Here is a 22,937-nt window from a genome sequence, read left to right as displayed (position 1 = left end):
GGAAAAACCGAGCGCGGGTGCACTCGGGTTCCACCGTAGGCAACCCCATGTAAGCACCGTGCATACGGATGTATGCATTCCGTATGCAACGCCTGTGCGCCCTACTCCACAGGCGCTGGCGGTAGCGGCATGTCCAGGTGGCGGGTGAAGAACCGGGCCATCACCCGGTAAGCCTGCTGGCTCTCGGGCAGGCGGGCATCCAGATGAAACGCGTGGCCCAGCCCGTCCCAGACGTGCAGATCCGACTCGCGGCCCAGGTCCACCAGCCGGGAATGCGTATAGGACACGTTGCTCAGCTCCGCCGCACGGGTGGCGGTGATGAACAGGGTCGGTGGGAACTGCGCGAGGACTGCATCGGAGAACACCGGCGACACGAGTGGATCACGGAAATCCACCTTCCCGTAGTACAGGTCCTCCATGATCGGCAACGTGCCGTCAGCATGCGGCAGCAGTGCATCGGTGACGGCCGCCGCCACATAGCGGGAGTCGCCGCCGTAGCGTGCATCGCCGCCGGCGCAGAACAGGCCGGCCGCGGCCGGCATCGGCAGCTTCTCCTTGGCGAACCACGCCAGCGATTCGCCCGTGAGCACGCCGCCGGCCGAGCAGCCGAACAGACCGATGTGCCGTGCCGGCATCTTCTCCAGCGCCGCCCGGTAGACCGCGGCCACATCCTCACTCGCGGCCGGAAACTGATGCTCCGGGCCTTGCCGGTACTCCACCGCCACGACCGTGGCCCCGGTCATGGCCGCGACCGGAATCGCCTCCAGCAGGCCGAGGCTGTCAGCGCGGCCGAACACGAACGCGCCGCCATGCAGTTCGATCAACAGGCGCCGCTGCGCCGAATCGGCTGGCGCACTGCGTGGCTCGACACGTACCACCGGTACGCCATTCCAGGTTTCGTGGTGCAGCTCCACCGGATAGCGCTGGCGCAGCGCCTTGATCTCGCCATACGCCCAGTCATCGGCACCCTTGCGGATAGTCGCCAGTTCCTTGAGCACGGTGGCGTTGTCCATCTTCGCGACCGGGTCGCCGTGGGCGACGGCGCTGCGCATCGCGGCCTGTGCTTCCGGGCTCAGATACGGCGACAGCGGCAAAGCGAACCGGGGCACGTTGCGGACGCCGTCCTCAAGCGACGCAGCGGGCGTAGCCGCGATAACCGTTCCGCTGGCCGCCACCAACAGCGCCAGCAACCCGAAGGTGCGGGTCGATCCCATCTGCTGTACTCCCTATGCGAAATCGGGCCACAGCATAGCCGCTGCCTCGCCGTCACGGCACGCCGAAGCATCCGGATCCGTGCTCGCCGGCGCCCTGACTACAACTTTCGGCACCCGCATTCTGCCCTGCAGCCTGCCACTCTGCTCCCCACAACGTGTATCACATGGAGGCTGGATGATCAGGATGTGGATCGTGGGGATGCTGCTGGGGATGCTGTCGCTGCCTGCAAAGAGCAGCGTGCCTGAACCTGCCACGCAGGTGATCGTGCTGGGCGTGGATCATGCGGCGCAACTGGTGGCGCGCGAAGATCGGCCGGCGGTGCTGGCTGCGTTCCTGGATCGCGCTGACCCGGATGCGATCTGCATCGAGCGCTCGCCGGAAGCATTTGCACGCAACGATTTCTATGAATTCACCTACGAAGTGCAGGACGTGGTGGTGCCCTTCGCGCGCGAGCGCAACATCGCCCTGTGCCCCTTCGATTGGCACCCTTCGAGCGAAGACGCGCAACTGGGCTTCGGCATGGATCTCGAGGCGGTCCCCGAAATCCGGCCCACGCGCGGTTTCCAGCAGTTCCTGACCTTCCCCGAGCCGGCGCAGCTCAAACGTACCCTCTTCCATGCCGATGTTGCCGCGAATGTGGCGCGCTCCACGCAATGGAGTCTCACTCCAGCGGCACGCACCGCACAGGATCTGCCACGTCGCCTGTTCCTGTATCGCACGTTCCTGCAGGCCAAGCGCATTGCGGCCGCCGCGCGTGCGCATCCCGGCGGCACCGTGGTCGTGGTGGTCGGTGAGTTCCACAAGCGCGACATCGATGAGGTACTGGCCGATGAACCCGGCATCGTGCTGGTGCAGCCGTCGCGCCTGGGTGCCCCAACCGACGCAGAGGTAGAACCTTTTGAGCGACGCGAATATCGCGTAGCGGTGGCCACGTTCAACCTCCTCGGCATGCAGGCAAGCACCGCCAATCGGGACGACGCATTCCTGCGTGACACGGTCGATGCGCTCATCGGCAGCGGCGCTACCCCTGACGTGCAGTTGCTGGCTGCGCGATTGGACCTGCTGCAGGGGCGCATCAGCCGCGCCGAGGCAACCCGGCGCTATCGGCAGATCGCGGCCACCGCGGGTGATGCCCGGTTTACCTGGACGGGCGTGAAGGATAGCCGCCGCCTGGATTCCTGGTTCGACCCCTTCGGAAACCTCAGCGTGCGGCAGCGCGCCCTGCTGGAACTTGCGCGCGAGTCGACGCTGGCCGGGCGAGCCGGCGAGGCCGAGCGGCGTCGAGTTGCACTGCGTCGAGAGCTGACTGCCCGCCAGCAGAGGCAGCTGGACGGCTACTGGCCCCTGCTCGCCAAGTGAGCGCCTGCCCAGCCTGAACCTCCCGGCCCGGCGGGCTGCAGTCATTACGGTGTAAAATTCGCCGTTTTAACCGGAACAATGGCCAAAACCGCGCAACGGACGCCTGTCCCGGGCCCGGCCTTCATCTGGCTGCTGGCCCGCCTTGCCGAGAGCAACCTGTCCTCGGCGGGCCCTGCCCTGTCAGACCGGCTCAGCGAGTGGGTGGACTGGACGCGGGCGGTCACCTTGTCCAAGGCGCTCGATGGCCGGCTTCCACCTGCCGTGGACGGCCCGGATTTCGATGCCGACGAGGACGCCGAGTGTCGGCGGCTCCGCGCTGCGTTGGAGGCGACCATCGTTCAGGAACCTGAGGGTGCCAAACAGCCTTCCCAGGTGGCGGCCGACGGTACGGACGGCACTGTTGAGTACACCGCGTTCCGCGAGCGCTATCTGGCGTTGCAGCGGGCCATGCTCCGGGACACCAGCCGCCTGCGCGGTCGGCTTCGCGACATGTTGACCCGCACCTCGCCTGAGATGGCCAGGCTCGCCGAAGTCGACGCGCTGATGGAGCAGACCCTGAGCGCGCGGGAGTACAGCCTGCTGGCCAAGGTACCGGTGCTGCTCGGCGTGCATTTCGAGCGCCTGCGCGATGCCGGCAGCGATGATGCGTGGCTCGAGGTGTTCCGCCGTGACATGCAGAGCCTGCTGCTGGCCGAGCTGGATGTTCGTTTTCAACCGATAGAAGGGCTGCTTGCAGCGCTTCGCACCCACTAACCGGGACGTCATGTTCAGAACCAGTCTTCACTACGTTGTTTTCCTGCTTGGCCTTGTTGCGGTGTGCTGGATCGGGGCAGGCTACGCCAGCACCAATCCGGTCGGTTTCGCTGTCGCCCTGCTGATCGCCGTCTGCTACCTCGCCGGTGGCCTCGAGCTGTATCGCTACCGGCAGGTGACCGCCTCGCTCACGGCGGCCACGGTCAGCGCAGGCACCGCCAGCGCCGGGCTCGCCACCTGGCTGGGCCAGCTGCATCCCAGCCTTCGCAATGCCGTGCGTCTGCGCGTGGAAGGCGAGCGCGTTGCCCTGCCCGGTCCCGTCCTGACCCCGTACCTGGTCGGGCTGCTGGTGCTGCTGGGCATGCTCGGCACCCTGCTCGGCATGATGGCGACGTTGCGCGGGACCGGACTGGCGCTGGAAAGCGCGACCGACCTGCAGGCGATCCGCGGCTCACTGGGTGCACCGGTGGAAGGCCTTGCGGTCGCGTTCGGCACCTCGATCGCCGGTGTCGCCACCTCCGCGATGCTGGGCCTCCTCTCGGCCCTGTGCCGGCGTGAGCGCCTGGAAGCGGTGCAGCGACTGGACGTGGAGATCGCGACCACCCTGCACACGCACTCGCAGTCCTGGCAGCGCAATGAAGCCTTCCGGTTGCTGCAGCAGCAGGCCGAACGGATGCCGGCGCTGGTGGAACGGCTGCAGGCCATGACCACCGCGATCGAGCAGCAGAGCAACGTCTCGGGCGAGCGGTTGCTGGCGAACCAGCAAAGCTTCCATGCCAAGGCCGACGAGGAATATGCCCGCCTGACCGCCGCCATCGAACAGTCGCTCAAGGACAGCGTCGCCGAAAGCGCACGCGCGGTCGGTGCGGCCTTGCAGCCGGTGATGGACACCACCCTGGCCGGCATCGCCCGTGCCAACGCCGCCATGCATGAGACGGTGACCCAAGCGGTGCAGCGCCAGCTGACCGGGTTGACCGAGGGCTTCGACGCCAGCCGTGTCGCCACCGCCGCATCCTGGCAGGCCGCGCTGGAGAGCCAGCAACAGACCAACGCGGCACTGACCACGGACCTGCGCGCCACGCTGGAGGGGTTCGCCGCGCAGCACGATCAACGCGCGCTTGGCCTGCTCGATGCCGTTTCCACGAAGCTGGTCAGCACCGCTGATGGTTGGCAGGCGGCCCAGTCCGCACAGCAGCAGACCAACAACGCCATGGCGACCGAGCTGCGCAGTGCACTGACCCAGTTCGCCGAGCAACATGGCGAGCGCTCCAGCGCGTTGCTTGAGGCCGTCTCGACCGAGCTCAACGCGACCGCGCAGCGCTGGCAGGAGGCTCAGGCTGCGCAGCAGCAGACCCATGCTGCGCTCACCGGCGACCTGCGCACGGCCCTGGCCAGCTTCACCGAAACACATGACGCCCGGGCTGCCGGCCTGATCGACGCGGTCGGCAGCCGCATGGAGGCCACCACCGCGCAGATCGCCGAGGCATGGCAGCAGGCGCTCGCCCGCCAGGATGCCGCCGCGACTGCAGTGAGCGAGCGTCACCAGCACGCGCTCGATGCCGCCGCCGCGACGCTGCAGGCGCAGGCGGTGTCGCTCGGCGAGACGATGCAGCAGTCCCATGTACAGCTCCAGGACGCGTTGGAAGTGCGCGATCAGCAGCGCCTCAGCGTCTGGACCGATGCCTTCACCGGCATGAGCGCCAGCCTCGGCGAACGCTGGGAGCAGACCGGCGCCAGCGTCGCCAGCCGTCAGCAGGAGATCTGCGACACCCTCGCCCGCACCGCCAACGACATCACCCAGCAGGCCCAGGCGCACGCCAACGAGACGATCAGCGAGATCTCGCGCCTCGTCCAGGCCGCCTCGGAAGCGCCCAAGGCCGCGGCCGATGTCGTCGCCGAACTGCGCAGCAAACTCTCCGACAGCCTGGTCCGCGATACCGCCACGCTGGAAGAACGCAGCCGCCTGCTGGCCACCGTGGAGACCCTGCTGGATGCGGTCAACCACGCTGCCAACGAGCAGCGCGTCGCCGTCGATGCACTGGTATCGACCTCGGCCGAGCTGCTGGACCGGGTGGGCACACGCTTCACCGATCACATCGAAGCCGAGACCGGCAAGCTCGGCAGCGTGGCCGCGCAGGTCACCGGCAGTGCGGTGGAAGTGGCGAGCCTGGCCGACGCGCTCGGCAGCGCCGTGCAGTCCTTCGGGACGGCCAGCGACGGTCTCAACGAGCGCCTGGCCCAGATCGCCGCCTCGCTGGACGGCTCGCTGGCACGCAGTGACGAGCAGCTTGCCTACTACGTGGCCCAGGCGCGTGAGGTCATCGACCTCAGCGTGCTCTCGCAGAAGCAGATCATCGATGAGCTGCAGCAGCTGGCCGGTCGCCGCAGCACCAAGGCCGGAGCCGCCTCGGCATGAGCGACGAGATCGAAGTCGAGGCCGACGGAGGTGCGCCGATCTGGGCCGCCTTCGGCGACCTGATGTCGGTGCTGCTCGGCGCGTTCGTCCTGATTCTGGTCGGCGTGGTTGCGCTGCAGCTGGAGCTGACCAACCGACTGGATGAAGAGGTCAAGCAGCGCCAGGCCGAAGTGCAGCGCCGCCAGACGCTGGAGCAGGCATTGGCCGGCCCGCTCGCGGCCGGGCGCGTGACGCTGGTGGATGGCCGCATCGGCATCCGCGGGAATGTGCTGTTTGCCTTGAACTCGGACACGCTGCAGCCGGAGGGTGTTGAGGTTCTCAAGAGCCTGGCCGGGCCGTTGAAGGGTTATCTGGCCTCGCGGGAGGAGATCCTCATGGTCAGCGGCTTCACCGACGACCAGCAGGTGCGCGATGGCAACTGGCGCTTCGCCGACAACTGGGAACTCTCCGCCGAGCGTGCGTTGACCGTGACCCGCACCTTGATTGCCGAGGGCGTACCGTCGGATGCGGTGTTTGCCGCGGCGTTTGGCTCGGAGCAGCCGGTGAGTTCCAACGCCGACGAAGAAGGCCGCGCGAAGAATCGCCGTGTGGAGATTGCGCCGATTCCCAAGCCCAAGACCAGCAAGGCACCGGATGCCCAGTAGTTCTGTCGCAACGGCTGAGATCCTCCAGAACTGGCGGGCGGACAAGCTCGACCAGCTCGACCGCACGCGCTTTACCGTGATCGAGGCGCTGCATGCCCGCGCGCAGGCGCATGACGGCCAGGTGCGGGTGCTGCTGCAGGCGAAGCTGGATGCGTTGATGGCGAGCTACGGCGAGCAGATTGCCCAGGCATCCGTAGTGGCGTCGTCCGCGCCCGTCGCGTCAGCCGGACGCATTGACCTGCAGGCACTGATCACGGAATTGAGCGGCCAGCACAACGCGACCTACCCAGAGCTGCCCGTGCTCGCTGAGGTCCGTGCGACGTGGGCCAGGCTGCGCAATGCAAGCCAGCTCAAGGAATCACTGGCCCAGATGCCCACCAATGGTGGGCCGCTGAACTCCGGCGTGCTGGTCCATCGCGCCCTGACGCTGATGAAAGAGACCTCGCCGGGTTATTTGACGCACTTCATGGCGTACCTGGATGCGCTGTCCGGCATGGAGCATCTGCATCAGTGGGGTGTACTGGTCGCGACGCCGAAGGTCGTGCCGCGGGGGGCGAAGCCGCGGCGGCCGCGTGCGGGCAAGGCAGCAAACTGAGGCCTCTCATTAACCTGTGAGCGAAGAATCCAGGGATGAGGGATCAAAACCAGCGCCGATCAAGTGCAGGCACACGTCATAAGGCGACGAGGGACTGAAGAACTCTCTCGCAAGGAGTGACTCGCCCGACTGCGCGCCCTCCAGCCACACCTCAATATGGTCGGCGAGACTCATCAGCTCGCTCAGGGGGCCTGCGATCCAATGGCTATCGATGACTGGTGACGTCCATGTACCAATCTCAAGATAGTCATACGGACCCAGAGTGCAGTGGCATGAAATCCAATCATTGCCTGGATCGGAAGCATAGAGGCGAACAGCGGCAACAAAGGCCTCCAGCCCGCCCACTTCCCCAGTGATTGTCCACTGCTTGGCGGCATGGTCGACCTCATAGTAGAAGCCGAGCTTTCTCCATTCGGACCGAAACCACTCATCCGAAAAATGGTCCATCAGACTTCACTCCTTGGGTTCATGATCGCGGCGCAGGCTTAGGAGCGGGCACTGCCCCGTCAAATGTCATGGTTCAGAATGGACCTCGGCTTCGGCGCGCCGTGGCCCGCTTCGAACAAACACGCCAACGCATGCACCCGCCATGCCACTCAGGACGGACACCACGACGTTCGGCGCATTGATGCGGAAGATTGGCAGGAAGCCTGCCTGGGTTCCCGCGTTGACGAAGTAAGTCGCCATTCCCCAGAGACAGACGTACAGCACGCCGACGATGATCGCGAACCGGTACTGCCTTGCGATAAGCCCGCCAAACAGCGCGAACCACATGCCGGCAGCCGAGGACAGCACGTCGCTTGTGTCGAATGCAAAATTACTTCGAGCCACTATTGAGATGCCCAGGAAGTACGCAGCCCCGAATACCAATGCCAGCAACAGAAGAAACGCCCCAAGTTGTCGCCACATGGATTGAAACTCCCCTTCACTCCGTTCTAGGGCCACTCTACCTGAATGCGCTTCCCCAGCCCTTCCCCCCCTCCGCCCCCCTTGCCCCCACCAAATCCCGGTGGTAGCTTTGTAATTACAGCGTAATTATGAAGAGGCGCCAGATGGCTCGAGACTGGAACACGCTTGCGGATCGCCGCCAGGCAAGGCTGCAGCGGGCCACCGACGCCGGCTTTGGGCGCCTGGTGCCCCACGCCGGGATCATTCAGCTCCTGCACACCGTGCTCGAACCGGGCGACCGGGTCTGCCTGGAGGGCAACAACCAGAAGCAGGCTGATTTCCTCGCTGAGTGCCTGGCCCAGCTCGATCCCGCGCAGGTCCACGGCCTGCACATGGTGCAGTCCGTGCTGTCCCTGCCCTCGCACCTGGATGTCTTCGAGCGCGGCATCGCCCAGCGCCTGGACTTCTCCTTCTCCGGCCCGCAGAGCGGCCGCCTCGCCAATCTGGTCGCCGAAGGCCGGATCGACATCGGGGCGATCCACACCTATCTGGAACTGTTCGGCCGCTACTTCATTGATCTGACTCCACAGGTCGCGCTGATCGCGGCGCAGGCCGCCGACCGCCACGGCAATCTCTATACCGGCCCGAATACCGAAGACACCCCCGTGATCGTCGAAGCCACCGCGTTCCGGGGCGGCATCGTGATCGCGCAGGTCAACGAAATCGTCGACACCCTCCCCCGCGTCGATATCCCGGCCGATTGGGTCAACTTCGTCACCGAGGCGCCGCGCCCCAATTACATCGAGCCGCTGTTCACCCGCGACCCGGCGCAGATCTCCGAAATCCAGGTGCTGATGGCGATGATGGCCATCAAGGGCATCTACGCCGAGTACGGCGTGCAGCGCCTCAACCACGGCATCGGTTTCGATACCGCCGCGATCGAGCTGCTGCTGCCCACCTATGCCGAATCGCTGGGTCTGAAGGGCAAGATCGGGACGCACTGGGCGCTCAATCCGCACCCGGCGCTGATCCCGGCGATCGAATCGGGCTTCGTGCAGTCCGTGCATTCGTTCGGCTCCGAGCTGGGCATGGAGCGCTACATCGAGGCGCGCTCGGATGTGTTCTTCACCGGCAGCGACGGCAGCATGCGCTCCAACCGCGCGTTCTCGCAGACCGCCGGTCTGTATGCCTGCGATATGTTCATCGGCTCCACCCTGCAGATCGATCTGCAGGGCAACAGTTCCACGGCCACCCGCGATCGCATCGCCGGCTTCGGTGGCGCGCCCAACATGGGCTCGGATGCCCGCGGCCGCCGTCATGCCAGCCCGGCCTGGCTCAAGGCCGGCCAGGAAGCTGCGCTGCCCGGGCAGATGCCACGCGGACGCAAGCTGGTCGTGCAGATGGTGGAGACCTTCCGCGAGCACATGGCGCCGGCCTTCGTCGATCGCCTGGATGCCTGGGAGCTGGCCGAGCGCGCGAAGATGCCGCTGCCGCCGGTGATGATCTATGGCGATGACGTCACCCACGTGCTGACCGAGGAAGGCATCGCCAACCTGCTGCTGTGCCGCAGCCCGGAGGAACGCGAACAGGCGATCCGCGGCGTCGCCGGCTACACCGCGGTGGGTCTGGGCCGCGACCGCGCGATGGTCGAGAACCTGCGCGATCGCGGCATCATCCGCCGCGCCGAAGACCTCGGCATCCGCACCCGCGATGCCAGCCGAGATCTGCTTGCCGCGCGCTCGGTCAAGGATCTCGTGCGTTGGTCAGGTGGGTTGTACAACCCACCCAAACGCTTCCGCAACTGGTAAGGGGCACGCCATGGAAACCCTGCGTTATCGCTTCCCCGGGCAGCACGACCTCACCGAACGCGATCATCACGCGCTGGTCGGCGTGGTCGCCTCGGGCAATCTGGAAGTACTGATCGAACCTACCCCGCTGGACGGTGCGATGGAGATCGAGGTGATCACCTCGGCCACCGGCTTTGACACCGTCTGGCAGGCGGTGCTGGCCGACTTCGCCGCGCGCCACCCGCTGCGCAACGTGCGTTTGTCGATCAACGACGCCGGCGCGACACCGGCGGTGGTCAGCCTGCGCCTGCAGCAGGCGCTGGAAACCCTGCAGGAAGGAGGCGCCCCGTGAGCAGTCACAGTTTCTACGAGGCCGATGCCCGCGAGCGTATCCACGGCCTGCTCGATGCCGGCAGCTTCAAGGAATTTGTCGGCCCGGCCCGCCGCATCATCAGCCCACATCTGGCCCAGCTGGATCAGCCGGGTGCGTTCGATGACGGCATCGTGGTCGGTGCGGGCAGCTTGGACGGCCGCCCTGTCCTGATCGCCGCGCAGCAAGGCCAGTTCATGGGCGGCGGCGTGGGCGAAGTGCACGGCGCCAAGCTCACCGGCCTGCTGGAGCGTGCTGTTGAGGTGCGCCCCGATGCGGTGCTGCTGCTGCTCGACAGTGGCGGCGTGCGCCTGCATGAAGCCAACGCGGGCTTGATCGCCATTTCCGAAATCATGCGTGCGGTACTGGCCACACGCGCCGCCGGCATTCCGGTGTTTGCGCTGATCGGCAGCGGCAACGGTGCGTTCGGTGGCATGGGCATCGTCGCCCGCTGCTGCACGGCCGTGGTGATGTCCGAAGAGGGTCGTCTGTCGCTGTCCGGTCCGGAAGTGATCGAGACCGTGCGCGGCGTGGAGGAGTTCGACTCGCGCGACCGGGCCCTGGTCTGGCGCGTGACCGGGGGCAAACACCGCTACCTGATCGGCGATGCCGTGCAGCTGGTGCCCGACAGCATCGAGGCATTCGGGGATGCCGCAACGGCGCTGATAGCCGCACATGCCGAGCCGCAGGATCCGCTGGACGCGATTGATCAGGCGCACGCGCGGCTTGCCTCGCGAATCACCGCCTACGGCGGCTGCCGTGATGGCCTGGAGGTCTGGCGCCTGCAGGGCATTGCCGATCCCGAGCAGCTGCCATTGCTGGACACCGCTGACTTCCTTGACGCCGTCAAGGACCGGAGCCTGCCATGGAACTGACGCCCCTGCTCGATGCCCTGTTCCCGCTCGGCCATGCGGTCACCCGCGAGGACGATGTGCTGGGCGGTACCGCCACCACCGCCATCGGCGATGTCACCATCATCGGCACCGCCAACAAGCTGGAGGTGGGGGTCGATCACGCATTGGCGCTGGCCGACACCGTGCTCGCCAGCACCCGCGCACATCCGCGGCGGCCGATCGTGATGCTGGTCGATACCGCCGGCCAGCGCCTGGCGCGCCGCGATGAAATGCTCGGCATCAACAGTTACTTCGCGCACCTGGCGCGCACGCTGGATCTGGCCCGTCGCCGCGGCGCGCCACTGGTCAGCCTGGTCTATGGCGAGTCGGTGAGCGGCGGCTTCCTGTCGTTCGGGCTGATGGCCGACCGCATCTTCGCCTTGCCCGAAGCACAGGTGCGGGTGATGGATCTGCGCGCGATGGCCCGCGTGACCAAACAACCGCTGGAGAAACTGCAGGCACTGAGCCAAAGCTCGCCGGTGTTCGCGCCGGGCGTGGAGAACTACGTCCGCATGGGCGCCGTGGAGGCCGTCTGGGAGGGCGACCTCGCGCAGGCGCTGGTGGATGCGCTCACCGCCCCCATCACCGGCGATCAACGCCGCGACCGTGGCGCCGAGCGCGGTGGCCGCCCGTTGGCACGCGATGTCGCCGCTGCCGTGGCCGCGGGCGAGGCCTGAACCATGCGCCGCCACGACCTGGTCTGGATCGATCCGCAGGCACCGTGGCAGGTGCTGACCCCGGGCGCGGACGCGCGCCTGAGGGCGTGGGCCGAAGCACGCCTACCCTTCGTCGTGGCGCGACGCGATCCGGCCAGTGATGGCGATCAGCTGCGGCTGGGCGTGCCACTGCCTTTGGCCGAGCAACGCCGGCGGCTGTCGCTGCGCATCGAAGCGCGGCATGTGCTGCGCACGACGCCGCCGCCGGCCTTGGCCGAGGTCGCCGAAGGGCTCGCTGCGCCCTGGCGCGACGAGGTACGCCTGCTCTTGGCCGATACCCGCGATCTGGACGTGCCCCCGCGCGTGTTCGGCAGTTTCGCCTGGCAACACCTGACCGGCCTTCTCTATCTGCGGGCCAGCTCGGATCTGGACCTGCTCTGGGAGGTGGAGGATCACGCTCACGCGGATCGACAGGCCGCCCGCATGCAGCGCTGGGAGCGTGAGCATCGCCTGCGCATCGACGGCGAACTGCGCTTTCCGGGCGAGCGTGCCGTCAGCTGGCGGGAATACGCCAGCGGCGCCGCGCGTGTCATGGTCAAAACCGGGGATGCCTGCTGGCTGTCACCGCGCGACGCACTGCTGTCGCTGCAGGCCGTCGCATGAATGCTGCCCTGCACCCGGTTCCGGCGCCACCGCCCTCCCCCACGGCGGCGGCGCATCATCTGGGCCGGCTGGCGATAGCGAGCCTGCACGCCGAGCTGGCCTGCGCCCCCAAACCGGGCCTGGTGACGCCATGGAGCCGGGGCAGCCACCAGGACATGGACGCCGGCACCTTCCTGCGCAGCCTGTTCGCCCTGCGCGGCTACTTCGTGGCTGTCGCCACGGCAGGCGCGCAGGAGACGCCTTTCGAACAGTTGCGCTCGTACGGCATGGCTGCCGAAGCGGCCATGCTGCGCGCCACCGGCGGCGTCAATACGCACCGCGGTGCCATTTTCAGTCTGGGGCTGCTGGTCGCAGCGTCCGCGCGGCTTCGTCACGCCGGAGGAGCGCGCCGCCGAGGCATCGAGGTATGCCAGGCCGTACGCGATTACTGGGCGCCCGCGCTGCTCACTGCACCGTTGAACAGCGACAGCCCCGGCCAGCGTGCCCGGCAGCGCCATGGCGTTGCCGGTGTCCGCGAGCAGGCCGCGCAGGGCTTTCCGCTGCTACATGAGGTCGCCCTGCCCACTTTGCAGGCCGCGCTGCATGCGACGGATGATCGGCAGGCCGCCATGATTCAGACCCTGATGTCACTCATCGCGGTCACCACCGATCTCAATCTGCTCCATCGCGGTGGCGAGCGCGGGTTGGCCTTCGCACAGCAGCAGGCACGCCGCTTTCTCGCCGAGGGTGGCGCTCTGCAGTCCGGCTGGCGGGCACGGCTCGGGCCGGTATGCGACGCCTTCGAGGCCAAGCGCCTGAGCCCGGGTGGCAGCGCCGATCTGCTGGCCTGCGCGTGGTTCCTGCACCAGCAGGAGGGTGCATGAGCCTGGTCCTGCTCTGCCCCGGCCAAGGCGGCCAGCACCCGGCCATGTTCGAACGGGTGCGCGGTAATCCGCTGGCCCAGCCAGTAATGGACCTGGCCGGTGAATTACTCGGCACGCCGGTGGAAGAGATCGCTGCCGACACGACGCGTTTCCGCAATGCATTGGCACAACCGTTGGTCTGCACCGCCGCGCTCGCGCACTGGGCTGCGCTGCGCAACGCGCTGCCCACCATCACTGCGGTCGCCGGCTACAGCGCGGGCGAACTGGCCGCGCACGCGGTGGCCGGCAGTGTCGATACCGCCACCTGCCTGCAGCTGGCACGCAAGCGTGCGCGGCTGATGGATGCGGCAACCCCGGACGATGCAGGGCTCTTGGCGGTGATCGGGCTGGACGATGTCCGCATCGCACGCCTGTGCGCGGCGCACGGCATTTTCCTGGCCATCGTCAACGGTCCGGACCATGTGGTCCTGGGCGGCGAACGCAGCGCACTCGAGGCCGCCTCGGCGGAGGCCTCGGCAAGTGGTGCGCGGGTGGTATCGCTGCCGGTCTGCGTGCCGGCGCACACCCCGCTGCTGACGGTTGCCGCGCAGGGATTCGAAGATGCGCTGCACTCGGTCACGCTGCGCCCGCCCGGGCTGCGGCTGCTGGCGGGCATCGATGGTCGTGTGGTCGGCGATGTCGATCGGGTGGTGGCGACCCTGTCGGCGCAGATTTCCCAGCCGCTGCAATGGCAGACCGTGCTGCAGCAGGCGGTCGAGCGCGGTGGCCGGGTATTTCTGGAACTAGGGCCGGGCGCGGCGTTGAGTCGTCGCGCACGGGAGCTGCATCCGCAGCTCGAGGCTCGTTCCGTGGAGGATTTCCAGACGCTGGAGGGCGTACTGGAGTGGGTGGACCGCGCATGCGCACGCGCATGACGGGTCGCCGGTAAGGGTTGGATCACGTAAACCCCAGGTGGCGGGTCGCCATCATGCTGCACGCGTATCAAGTGTCTCGGGAGGGCGCATGAGTCCGCAAATCGCAACGATCATCGGCTTGGTGATCATGTTCATCGTGGCCACTGCGCTACCCATCAACATGGGTGCAGTCGCCTTCGCGCTGGCCTTCATCATCGGCGGCCTGTTCGTCGGCATGGAGGGCAAGGAGGTCTTGGCCGGGTTCCCGGGCGACCTGTTCCTGACCCTGGTCGGCATCACCTATCTGTTCGCCATCGCGCAGAAGAACGGCACCATCGACCTGCTCGTGCATTGGGCGGTCAAGGCCGTGCGCGGACACATCGTGGCCATTCCGTGGGTGATGTTCGTGGTGACTGCAGTGCTGACCGCCTTCGGTGCGCTCGGCCCGGCCGCAGTGGCCATCATCGGTCCGGTCGCACTGCGGTTTGCCAAGCAATACAGGATCAACCCGCTGATGATGGGCCTGCTGGTGATCCATGGCGCGCAGGCGGGTGGCTTCTCGCCAATCAGCGTGTATGGCGGCATCACCAACCAGGTGGTGCAGAAGGCCGGCCTGGAAGTCACGGAAATGGCCGTGTTCCTGACCAGCCTGGGCTTCAACCTGCTGATGGGCATCATCTGTTTCTTCGCCTTCGGCGGCGTGGCGTTGATGCGTCGTGCGCCGACCGCGACCGAGCCGCTGGTGGCCGGCAGCCAGGCCTCCTCGCGCCAGTTCGCGATCGAAGGTCACGGCGCCCTGGTCTCGGCCGGTGGCGGCACGCTCTCCAACGATCCGGGTGCGCTGGATGACGTGCGCATCAACCGCGAGCGTGTGTTCACCCTGATCGGCCTGCTCGGCCTGGGGATCGCCGCACTGGTCTACAACCTCAACGTCGGCCTGGTCTCGATCACCGTCGCGGTGGTGCTGGCCCTGCTCTCGCCCAACTCGCAGAAGGGCGCGGTGGATGGCATCAGCTGGTCGACCGTGCTGCTGATCAGCGGCGTGGTCACCTACGTGGCCGTGCTGCAGCAGGCCGGCGCGGTGGATTACATCGGCCACGGCGTGGGTGCGATCGGCATTCCGCTGCTCGGCGCGCTGCTGGTCTGCTATGTCGGTGGCATCGTGTCGGCGTTCGCTTCCTCGGCCGCCGTGCTGGGCGCCACGATTCCGCTGGCAGTGCCGTTCCTGATGCAGGGACATCTGAGCGCTGCGGGTGTGATCTGCGCCCTGGCGATCTCCTCCACCGTGGTGGACGTGAGTCCGTTCTCGACCAACGGTGCGCTGGTCGTGGCCTCGGCGGCGAAGGAGGAGCGCGAAGCCCTGTTCCGCCGCTTCCTGGTCTACAGCGGTCTGGTCGTTGCCTTCGGTCCGCTGCTGGCCTGGCTGCTGTTCGTGGTGCCTGGCTGGATGTGAACCCACGGCGGGCCTGCGCAGGCAGGCCCGCCGTGACCCGTTAGAATGCTGCACACCTGCACAAGAACTCCTGCCATGCCGCTGGCTCCTGGTCCCCGTCTGTCGAAGAAACGCGTGCCGCTGTATGAAGAAGTGGCCGAACGCCTGCGCCAGAAGATCTATGACTATGAGCTGCCGCCGGGTGAATGGATCGATGAGCCGATGCTCGCCGAAGAACTCGGCATCAGCCGGACGCCACTGCGCGAGAGCCTGAAGCTGCTGGCGGCCGAAGGCCTGGTGCAGCTGGATGCAGGCCGCGGCAGCCGCGTCACCCGGCTCACGCTGGAAGATCTCAACCAGCTGTTCCCGGTGATGGCCATGCTGGAAGGTCGCTGCGTGCATGAAGCGGTCAAGCGCGTCGACGATGAAGGGGTGGTGCAGCTGCAGGCCCTGCATGACGCGATGGAAGTTGCCGCGGCGGCCGGCGATCTGGCCGAGTATTACCGCAACAATTATCTGATCCACGAAAGCCTGCAGACGCATGCCGGTAATCCGTGGTTGATCCGGGTCACGCATGATCTACATCGCATCCTGAAGATGCATCGCGGGCGTCAGCTGTTGACCCCCGGGCGCATGGCGCAGTCCCTGGCCGAGCATCGCGCGCTGATGGAGTGCATCCGCAACCGCGATGCCGAAGCCGCCGAGCAGATGATGAATCGTCACCTGCTCAGTCAGGGTGAAGCGCTGGCTGCGTATGTTGCGGCTGGCGGGCAGTTGAACGTGCCCGCGCCGTTGCCCAGGCAGGGCGGTATCTAAGCGCGCGAAAGCACGCTGCGCCTAGACCAACTCCACCGTCAACCGCGTCAGCGATTGCCCCAGCAGGTGCAGGCGAAGCTGGTCCAGGCTGGTGAAATAGCAAACCGTCTCCGTGCCGGCCAGGCGGTAGATGCCGCGCTTGCCACCAAGCAGTACAAATTTGTCCTGGTCCACCAGGTATTGAGCGACCGGTGGCACGCCCTGTGCCTTCAGCCCATCAATGTCGATGGGTTCAAGCGCGTCGAGATCATGCAGTGCAGTAGTCATGGTCGCGGGAACATCGTGTTGGGGAGACTCGAGCTTAGGTTCTCGCCAGGCAGCGCTGCGTGGAATCATCGTGACGATGGCGAGAGCGCCATACCGCTGTCCGTCACGCCACCGGCAGCGCGTCCGCCGCCACTGGGCGGCCTAGCAGCCAGCCCTGCGCCACCGCGGAGGGCATCAGCTCCAGCATCGCCCGCGCCTGTTCTTCGGTTTCCACCCCTTCCACCACCAGGCCGATCTCCAGCGTACGCGTCATCGCGCAGATCGCTTCGATGATCTGGCTGATGGCAGACCCTGTACCGATCGCACGGGTGAAGCGCTGATCCATCTTGATCGCATCCAGCGGCAGCTCGGCCAGGTAGGCGAAGTTGGAGTAGCCGGTACCGAAGTCGTCGATGTAGAACGGATAGCCGTCCTCGCGAAGCCGCGCCATGCCATTGGCCAGATCGCTATGCCGCGTTGTCGAGCGCTCGGTGATCTCCAGTACCACCTGTTCACGCGCCACCCGGTTCTGCGCCGTGGCAGCGTTCAAGTAGGCCCGGAACCCCGCATCGACCACATCGGTCGCCGAAACGTTGAAGCTGACATAGAACGCAGGGTCCGCGCGCAGCCGGTCGCCCAGCTCGGCCAGCGCCTTGCGCACCACCTGGCGCGCCAGTGCACCACCCAGCCGCTGGTGTTCGGCCATCGGCACGAACGTATCCGGCGGCACCTGCTCGCCCTGCTCATTGCGCCAGCGCGACAGCGTTTCCACGCCGACCAGCCGCCGGTCTGCCAGTGCCCGAAGCGGCTGATACACCAGCGTCAGGCCGTCGCCCAGAATCGCCCGCTCCAACTGCTTGGGCAATGAGCGGCGGTGACGCTGGTAAGCGCTGATCAGCAGCCCAAGTCCACTGCCGGCGAACCCGCCCAGCAGGCACAGGCCGATCAGTATCCACGGCGACTCGGAGAACAGGCTCGACTGCTGCGCCCGCGCTGCCACACAGATATCGAACGTGTGGCTGCAACGGCGCGAATGCCGTGTACTGCCAAGATCGACCCAGCTTTCCTCGCGGAATGGATCCAGCGCGGTCACATCGCCGAAGCGCTGGAAGATATGCCGCGCGTCACGGGTAAGCACCAAGGCGCCCATGCCCGGCCCCACCTGGTCCACACGATCGAACGCACTCGGCGACGTGGTGACGATGACATCGCCCTTGGCTGACATATCGGCGGCCACCCGCGCATCGACAATGCCCGAGACGCCGCCCCACAGCCGGTAACCGCGGACGCGGCGGTCCGGTTCGGGCATCTGCGCCGGAGCGGCCAGGATTCCCCATGCCGCCGAGCAGATCAGCCGATCCTCATGCAGCCGGCCCACATCACGCACATAGCGCGACTTGAAGGCCAGCAACCGCAGTTCGGACAGATCCTCCCGCGTGCACGGTGCGGTCGTCAGCGCGGCCGCCTGCTCCAACGTCAGTGAGGAGGCGGCCGCCACGGATTCGGCCTGGAGCAGGAGGCGGTCGGCGTACGCATCCAGCAACGCGCGGTCGCGCTGCACCAGCATCGCCTGTGCGCTCAGCAGGGTAACGCCCAGCACCGCGATCGCCGTCAGGGTGACGAAGGGCGCTCGTCCTTCCAGCGCAATGCGGTAGCGGTGGGCAATCGAGGGTCGTGGCAACGTCGAGCTCCAGCAGGAACGGTGTCAATGGGAGGCGCTGGGACGGGCGCAGGCGTGCGCGCAGACCCGGGGGACCACAGCATTCGACCTACCGGTGTCAAACCGATGAAAACACCTGAAACGCCCCTCCATACCCTGCCCCCGCTCTACGCGCTCACGCGCGATGGCCGGCTCCTGCCTCGCTGCTGTCACCACATCTCTCTCCGGCATCTTCCCTATCCAGCTGATGGAGGCAGTCACGCATCGTTGCGGCGTTTCACCGGCACGGTGCCCTCGTCCTATCCGACTTTATCCATAGGCGGCCTCTATTGTATAGGCGAGCCAGTCGGTGTGGCCCGTCGTTTTGGCGGCCACGGCGCGTGCATCTCCCGCTGCCACAGCGTCCAAAGCTGCTCCATGCCTCAGTTCTCGAGGTCCGCCGGCGCTTTCGTATTTGTTGCATACCGCCGCAGCGTTGGCGCGTGTATCTCTATCGAGCATGTTTTCTTCAAACATCTGAAATGTGCCGAGGCGCGGCCCGCGCGTGGCGGCGAGGCGACTCACCCGCCGCTGCGGCGGCAGCCACGGGCCTACTTGAGACACCCATGTGAACACCGTTGCATCCCGTACTACCCTCGGCAGAGTCCTGTTGCTTGTCGGTATCGTCGTCACCGTGGCCTGCCTGGTCCTGCTGACACTGGTGTCCCCGCCGCAGCGGCATGCCACGTTCCGGCTCGCCATCGGGCCGCAGATGGCGATCTCGCAGGGCCTGGGCGGCTCGGCCGCGCAAGGTGGCCCCCGCGCGTACATGGAAGCACTGGAGGCCATCGCCGGGGTGCGCCTGGAGCTGCGGCGATCCTCTTCGATCGAGAGCGCCATCGCGCTGCTGAGTTCGGGCGCCGTGGATGGCGTGGCCTTCTCGCTGCCGTCGACCCGCCCCATGCTGCCTGGCTCGGCGGTCGTCTCGGCGCCCTTCTACACAGGCAGCTCGGTCCTCGTCAGCCGCCGCACATCGGCCTACCGCTCGCTGGCATCCCTGGCCGGCCGGCGGGTGGCAGTGATCGACAATGGCGAATATCGCGCGTATCTGGCGCGGCACTTTCCGGATATCAACGTCCTTCCCCTCGCCTCGCCCGCCGACATGCTGGCCGCACTGGACAGCGGCGCCGCCGATGCGGCACTCGGTGCCGATGGCATTCTGGTACCGCTGGCACGGCGGGATCACAACGCCATCCTGGAGGTGCATGCCGCGCACGATGGTCCCCCGGTGGAGCTGCGCGTTGCCTCCGTGCCAGAGCGGGCGGTCGAGGTCAGCATGGCGCATCAGGCGTTGCTGGCGCTGCCGTTGGACATCCACAAGGACATCCTCGAGCACACCCTCAATGCGGTGTATCGCGCCCCGCCGACGGTCCGCGCGGTGGCCACTTACTACCGCATCCCGATCATCCTGCTCTGCCTGGTGATGCTGGCCTTCCTGCTGGGCATCTCGCGCGCGTACCGCAAGGCCCGGCGCGCCGCGGCCCGCCAGGCGGCCGCCGCACGCGTGTTGACGCTGGTCAATCATGAGGTTCGCAACAGTGCCTCTTCTGTCATTTCGGCGATCGATCTGGCGGAGGGCGAGCCGGACATGGCCCAGCGCGAGCAGCACGTGGCATCTGCACGCTCGGCGGCCGACGCCCTGCGGCATACGCTGACCAATGCCCTGGAGTTCATGTTCCACGAGGCTTCGCAGCGCAGTTGCGCGCGCGCCAGCCACAGTGCACAGGCGGTACTGGAAGAATGCCTCTCCGGGATGCGGCCACTGGCCTTGTCCAAAGGGCTTGCCCTGAGCCTTGCGCTGGAGGGCCCCGACGCAGCCCTGGCGCACTGCGATGCCCGTGCACTCCACCACATCGCCAGCAACCTGGTTTCCAATGCGATCAAGTTCTCCGACGCTGGCGCCGTCGGCGTCCGGCTGGGTTTCCAGGCCGGGGTGGGCGAGCTGGGGCGGGTGACCCTACGGGTAAGCGATACCGGCCCAGGCATCGAGGCAGAGGATATCGAACGTATCTTCGAGGCGTTCAGCAGCACGGCCGAGGGGCGCCGCCGGCTCGGTGCGGGTATCGGGTTGAGCCTGTGCCGCAGGATTGCCATCAGCCAGGGCGGCGACATTACGGTGGAGACCCGCATGGGCGTCGGGTCGACCTTTCTGGCGACGCTGCGTGGCCGCCGGGAGATACCCTCAGTGGCCGGCGAGGCAATCGTTTCGGATCCGGCCGATACACCGGCTGCGCGTGCGCTGGTGGTGGAAGACCAGCCCACTGTCGCCGCATTGATCCGGCGGCGGCTGGAAGCGCAGCACTTCCGGGTTACGGTTGCCCACACGGGATCGGATGCCCTCCTTTTGACCGACCAGGAGGGGCCGTTTGCCTTGATTACCCTGGATGGCGATCTGCTGGATGCACGGGGCAGCGATGTGGCCCTTGCAATCCGGGAGATCGAGGATCGACACGGCTGGCCCGCGGCGCGTCTGCTGTCCCTTTCCGGCGCCGGGGAAACCCGGGATGTGAACGCGTATGCCCGCGCCGGGGTGGAGGCCTTTCTCACCAAACCGGTGGAGTGGCCCGTGTTCGACGTAGCAATCCAGCCCGCCCAACGCAGCCCCGCTGTGCCTCGCGAGCAGGCGCCAGGTGGGCCAGGGCAACGGGTCATGGCCATCTATGCCGCCCAGATGCAGGTGGACATCGCCGACCTGGAAGCGGTGATCGATGCACAGAACTGGCGGCGCGCCCTGGCGATGGCGCATCGCATCCAGGGCGCCGCCTCGATGGTCGGTGATACCGCCACCGTCGTCGCGATCTGCGCCCTGCAGACCTGCCTGAAGGGTCACGCCATCAATGGCGATCCTGCCGCCCAGGAGGTGTGGGAACTGGTGACGCTGCTCAGGCGGTTGCGTGACGCTGCCGGCGCCGGTTCGCCGCCGGTGCCACCGGCCTGAGGGCGTCGCGCCATGCGCCCAGCGCGCTGTCGTCCAGGCCCTCTTCGGCCGCCACGCCCACGGACAACAGCAATTGGCTGTCATCTACCTGGAATGGCCGAACGCCCCTCTGCAGAAGGGATGCCCTCAGGCGTCGGTATAGACCCAGCACGCTTGACCGTTCCAATCAAACGACGCAACCGCACGCATCCCCAGCCGCTCATGCGCACGACGCGATGTGACGTTGTCATCCGTGATGAACAGCACCGCCGCCCTACCGGGCAGCTGCCGCTGCAACGCCGCATAGAGCTGCGGCAGCACGCCCCTGCCACGGGCGCTTTGTGCGATGCAGACCGGACCATAGAGGTAGTCATCTTCCCGCCCCGGCCACGCCGCACGCATCGCCGCCAGCACCGGTACGTGAGCGGCAGTGGAGGCAGGCGCGGTGAACAGCACGCCCTGCAACTCCTCGCCCTCCCAGGCACTGATCACCGGCGAATCCTGCTGCAGCATCTGCGTCACCTTTTCGCTCGGAAAGTCGCCGGTGAGTGCGCCTCCGCTACTCGCTTGATTGGCCTGGAGCAACGCGGCCACCGCAGCCACGTTCTCAGCAGTGGGAGGTGTCAGTCCGACGGAATGCTTTTCCATAATGGCCCTCTGAACTGGCTCGCGCCTATTTGGATGTGCTCACTGCGGAGTGTGCCGCACAGGTCCGACGCATGCGAGCGCCATGTCGTGTCCAGCCAGCCTTGGCGTGCGGATGCGTGACGGCTATCGCAGTGCCCATCTCCCACCTCAAACTGGAGGTTCGCTTGCATCCTCATCACGTTATGCAGGTCGGCCCATTCCATGTCATGGGTGCTGGGCAGCATCTGATAACGCACGATGGGCGGCAGCGCGGCGTCTGCGGTCTTGCAGGCCATGATGCTGGCCCGGTCATGACAGGCGGCCCAGCAGCAGGTGCAGAAACGCCACAAAACGATGCCGGCGCTGATACTCCGCCGTGAGATCGGCATGGAGATCCACGATCTCCCAGAGCGCGCCCTGGTAAACGATCACGTCGTCGAAGCCCGCGTTGTCGGTGCGGCGTGCCAGCAGGCTTGCGTCATTCATGGTGTCCAGCACCAAGGTGTGCAGGGCGAGAACGCTGTCCGGGTTGTCGAAGGAGACCGCGCCGGGCCGTGCCAGGTCGTAGCTGCGGGTCATCACGCCATCCAGGCGGTGCAGCGCCCCGATGCTGCTGACGCGCGCGTTGGTCAGCGCGTGCACGCGTTCTGTCACGTCCTCGCAGAGATGCGGGCTGCAGCTCTCCATGGCACGCGTCAGTTCGGCGATGTCACGCAGCAGATCGGCCTGCAGCCGGATGGCCGCCCGCTCCAGCAGCACCACACGGACCTGCTTGACCTGGTCGGCGGCGTGATTGAGGTTGGCCAGGTACACGGAATCGACCGTTTTCTGCCCGAAATCGATGTTGATCGCGGCACGCTCATCGGAGCGTACGGCCGTGTCGATGCGTTGGGTGATGCGTGCGTCCAGCGCGGACATCCACGTCTGGGCAGCATCGGGGGTGACCCGCAGGATCGGCGCGGTGAACAGCGCCCACGCAAGCAACGCGACAATCACGATGACCGCAAACCAGAGCAGCAGCGTCCATCGGGACGGGCGCGAGGGCGACGTGGCGCCGGCCGGCGCGGGGGCGCCGGGTGTGGGGTGAGACATGGGTGCTTCCTCCAAAAAAGCACGGCGCCAGCAATGGGGCCGTGCGGGTCAAAACCCCTCGCCTGCCGCCCGGTCAAACCGATCCGGGCGACAGACGGGAGCCGCGGCCTTCC

General features: G+C 66.8%; 23 protein-coding genes. 15 read left to right on the top strand and 8 right to left on the bottom strand.

What is annotated here, in order from left to right:
* Positions 1 to 101: 101 nt before the first annotated feature.
* Positions 102 to 1,214, bottom strand: a complete 1,113-nt coding sequence (locus tag AC13F7_RS17250) for an alpha/beta hydrolase fold domain-containing protein (protein ID WP_483002434.1) — start codon at positions 1,212 to 1,214, stop codon at positions 102 to 104.
* Between the two features lie 79 nt (positions 1,215 to 1,293).
* Between AC13F7_RS17250 and AC13F7_RS17245 the strand changes: the two genes are divergently transcribed.
* The 5 genes from AC13F7_RS17245 (at position 1,294) to AC13F7_RS17225 (ending at position 6,982) form a co-directional block, all read left to right on the top strand.
* Positions 1,294 to 2,574, top strand: coding sequence for a hypothetical protein (locus AC13F7_RS17245; protein WP_483002433.1), 1,281 nt, complete (start codon positions 1,294 to 1,296; stop codon positions 2,572 to 2,574).
* A 78-nt stretch (positions 2,575 to 2,652) separates the two neighbouring features.
* A complete protein-coding gene (locus tag AC13F7_RS17240; protein WP_483002432.1) occupies positions 2,653 to 3,327 on the top strand; it encodes a DUF3348 domain-containing protein in 675 nt (224 codons plus the stop codon).
* A gap of 10 nt (positions 3,328 to 3,337) precedes the next feature.
* On the top strand, positions 3,338 to 5,743 hold the full coding sequence (locus AC13F7_RS17235) for a DUF802 domain-containing protein (protein WP_483002431.1): 2,406 nt from the start codon (positions 3,338 to 3,340) through the stop codon (positions 5,741 to 5,743).
* Positions 5,740 to 6,387 carry an OmpA family protein gene (locus AC13F7_RS17230; RefSeq protein ID WP_483002430.1) on the top strand — a complete coding sequence of 216 codons (648 nt, stop codon included), beginning with the start codon at positions 5,740 to 5,742 and terminating at the stop codon, positions 6,385 to 6,387. The genes AC13F7_RS17235 and AC13F7_RS17230 overlap by 4 nt, the downstream gene beginning before the upstream one ends.
* A complete protein-coding gene (locus AC13F7_RS17225; RefSeq protein WP_483002429.1) occupies positions 6,377 to 6,982 on the top strand; it encodes a DUF2894 domain-containing protein in 606 nt (201 codons plus the stop codon). Before AC13F7_RS17230 ends, AC13F7_RS17225 begins: the two co-directional genes overlap by 11 nt.
* A gap of 9 nt (positions 6,983 to 6,991) precedes the next feature.
* On the opposite strand, the gene AC13F7_RS17220 is transcribed toward AC13F7_RS17225, so the two are convergent.
* The gene (locus tag AC13F7_RS17220) at positions 6,992 to 7,429 is read right to left on the bottom strand and encodes a hypothetical protein (protein WP_481467516.1); all 438 of its coding nucleotides are present in this window, start codon (positions 7,427 to 7,429) and stop codon (positions 6,992 to 6,994) included.
* A 66-nt stretch (positions 7,430 to 7,495) separates the two neighbouring features.
* Positions 7,496 to 7,891: a hypothetical protein gene (locus AC13F7_RS17215; protein ID WP_481467517.1), complete on the bottom strand. Its 396-nt coding sequence runs from the start codon at positions 7,889 to 7,891 to the stop codon at positions 7,496 to 7,498.
* Positions 7,892 to 8,034: 143 nt separating this feature from the next.
* On the opposite strand from AC13F7_RS17215, the gene mdcA reads away from it, so the two are divergent.
* From mdcA to AC13F7_RS17170, 9 genes are all read left to right on the top strand, one after another.
* Positions 8,035 to 9,678, top strand: coding sequence for a malonate decarboxylase subunit alpha (gene mdcA / locus AC13F7_RS17210; protein ID WP_483002426.1), 1,644 nt, complete (start codon positions 8,035 to 8,037; stop codon positions 9,676 to 9,678).
* Positions 9,679 to 9,688: 10 nt separating this feature from the next.
* Entirely contained in the window at positions 9,689 to 10,009 is a 321-nt protein-coding gene (gene mdcC / locus AC13F7_RS17205) for a malonate decarboxylase acyl carrier protein (RefSeq protein WP_483002424.1), read from the top strand.
* Positions 10,006 to 10,902 (top strand): biotin-independent malonate decarboxylase subunit beta, encoded by an 897-nt coding sequence (locus AC13F7_RS17200; protein ID WP_483002422.1) that lies wholly within the window; start codon positions 10,006 to 10,008, stop codon positions 10,900 to 10,902. Before mdcC ends, AC13F7_RS17200 begins: the two co-directional genes overlap by 4 nt.
* A complete protein-coding gene (gene mdcE, locus AC13F7_RS17195) occupies positions 10,893 to 11,597 on the top strand; it encodes a biotin-independent malonate decarboxylase subunit gamma (RefSeq protein WP_483002420.1) in 705 nt (234 codons plus the stop codon). Before AC13F7_RS17200 ends, mdcE begins: the two co-directional genes overlap by 10 nt.
* 3 nt (positions 11,598 to 11,600) lie before the next feature.
* A complete protein-coding gene (gene mdcG, locus AC13F7_RS17190) occupies positions 11,601 to 12,239 on the top strand; it encodes a malonate decarboxylase holo-[acyl-carrier-protein] synthase (protein ID WP_483002418.1) in 639 nt (212 codons plus the stop codon).
* On the top strand, positions 12,236 to 13,102 hold the full coding sequence (gene mdcB / locus AC13F7_RS17185) for a triphosphoribosyl-dephospho-CoA synthase MdcB (RefSeq protein WP_483002416.1): 867 nt from the start codon (positions 12,236 to 12,238) through the stop codon (positions 13,100 to 13,102). The genes mdcG and mdcB overlap by 4 nt, the downstream gene beginning before the upstream one ends.
* Positions 13,099 to 14,016 carry a malonate decarboxylase subunit epsilon gene (mdcH, locus tag AC13F7_RS17180; RefSeq protein WP_483002414.1) on the top strand — a complete coding sequence of 306 codons (918 nt, stop codon included), beginning with the start codon at positions 13,099 to 13,101 and terminating at the stop codon, positions 14,014 to 14,016. The genes mdcB and mdcH overlap by 4 nt, the downstream gene beginning before the upstream one ends.
* Before the next feature lie 88 nt (positions 14,017 to 14,104).
* Positions 14,105 to 15,448, top strand: a complete 1,344-nt coding sequence (locus AC13F7_RS17175; RefSeq protein ID WP_265308056.1) for an SLC13 family permease — start codon at positions 14,105 to 14,107, stop codon at positions 15,446 to 15,448.
* Between the two features lie 75 nt (positions 15,449 to 15,523).
* Positions 15,524 to 16,243 (top strand): GntR family transcriptional regulator, encoded by a 720-nt coding sequence (locus AC13F7_RS17170; protein WP_265308057.1) that lies wholly within the window; start codon positions 15,524 to 15,526, stop codon positions 16,241 to 16,243.
* Between the two features lie 21 nt (positions 16,244 to 16,264).
* Here the strand turns inward: AC13F7_RS17170 and AC13F7_RS17165 are convergent, their stop codons facing one another.
* Together AC13F7_RS17165 and AC13F7_RS17160 are read right to left on the bottom strand one after the other, a co-directional pair.
* Entirely contained in the window at positions 16,265 to 16,510 is a 246-nt protein-coding gene (locus AC13F7_RS17165; RefSeq protein WP_265308058.1) for a hypothetical protein, read from the bottom strand.
* A gap of 103 nt (positions 16,511 to 16,613) precedes the next feature.
* A complete protein-coding gene (locus AC13F7_RS17160) occupies positions 16,614 to 18,170 on the bottom strand; it encodes an EAL domain-containing protein (protein ID WP_483002411.1) in 1,557 nt (518 codons plus the stop codon).
* Between the two features lie 628 nt (positions 18,171 to 18,798).
* Here AC13F7_RS17160 and AC13F7_RS17155 point away from each other — a divergent pair.
* Positions 18,799 to 21,126 (top strand): ATP-binding protein, encoded by a 2,328-nt coding sequence (locus AC13F7_RS17155; protein WP_483002409.1) that lies wholly within the window; start codon positions 18,799 to 18,801, stop codon positions 21,124 to 21,126.
* Positions 21,127 to 21,252: 126 nt separating this feature from the next.
* On the opposite strand, the gene AC13F7_RS17150 is transcribed toward AC13F7_RS17155, so the two are convergent.
* Genes AC13F7_RS17150 through AC13F7_RS17140 form a run of 3 tightly spaced genes read right to left on the bottom strand, consistent with a single transcriptional unit; the run spans position 21,253 to position 22,824 of the window.
* Complete coding sequence (locus AC13F7_RS17150; protein WP_483002407.1) at positions 21,253 to 21,708, bottom strand: hypothetical protein; 456 nt, start codon at positions 21,706 to 21,708, stop codon at positions 21,253 to 21,255.
* Positions 21,709 to 21,728: 20 nt separating this feature from the next.
* Entirely contained in the window at positions 21,729 to 22,028 is a 300-nt protein-coding gene (locus AC13F7_RS17145; protein ID WP_483002405.1) for a hypothetical protein, read from the bottom strand.
* A gap of 13 nt (positions 22,029 to 22,041) precedes the next feature.
* Complete coding sequence (locus AC13F7_RS17140) at positions 22,042 to 22,824, bottom strand: hypothetical protein (RefSeq protein ID WP_483002403.1); 783 nt, start codon at positions 22,822 to 22,824, stop codon at positions 22,042 to 22,044.
* Positions 22,825 to 22,937: the final 113 nt, after the last annotated feature.

The sequence above is a fragment of the Stenotrophomonas sp. K-6 genome, assembly GCF_056861555.1.
Note: the sequence above shows the minus strand (reverse complement) of the source record. Positions and strands in the feature narration are given on the sequence as shown.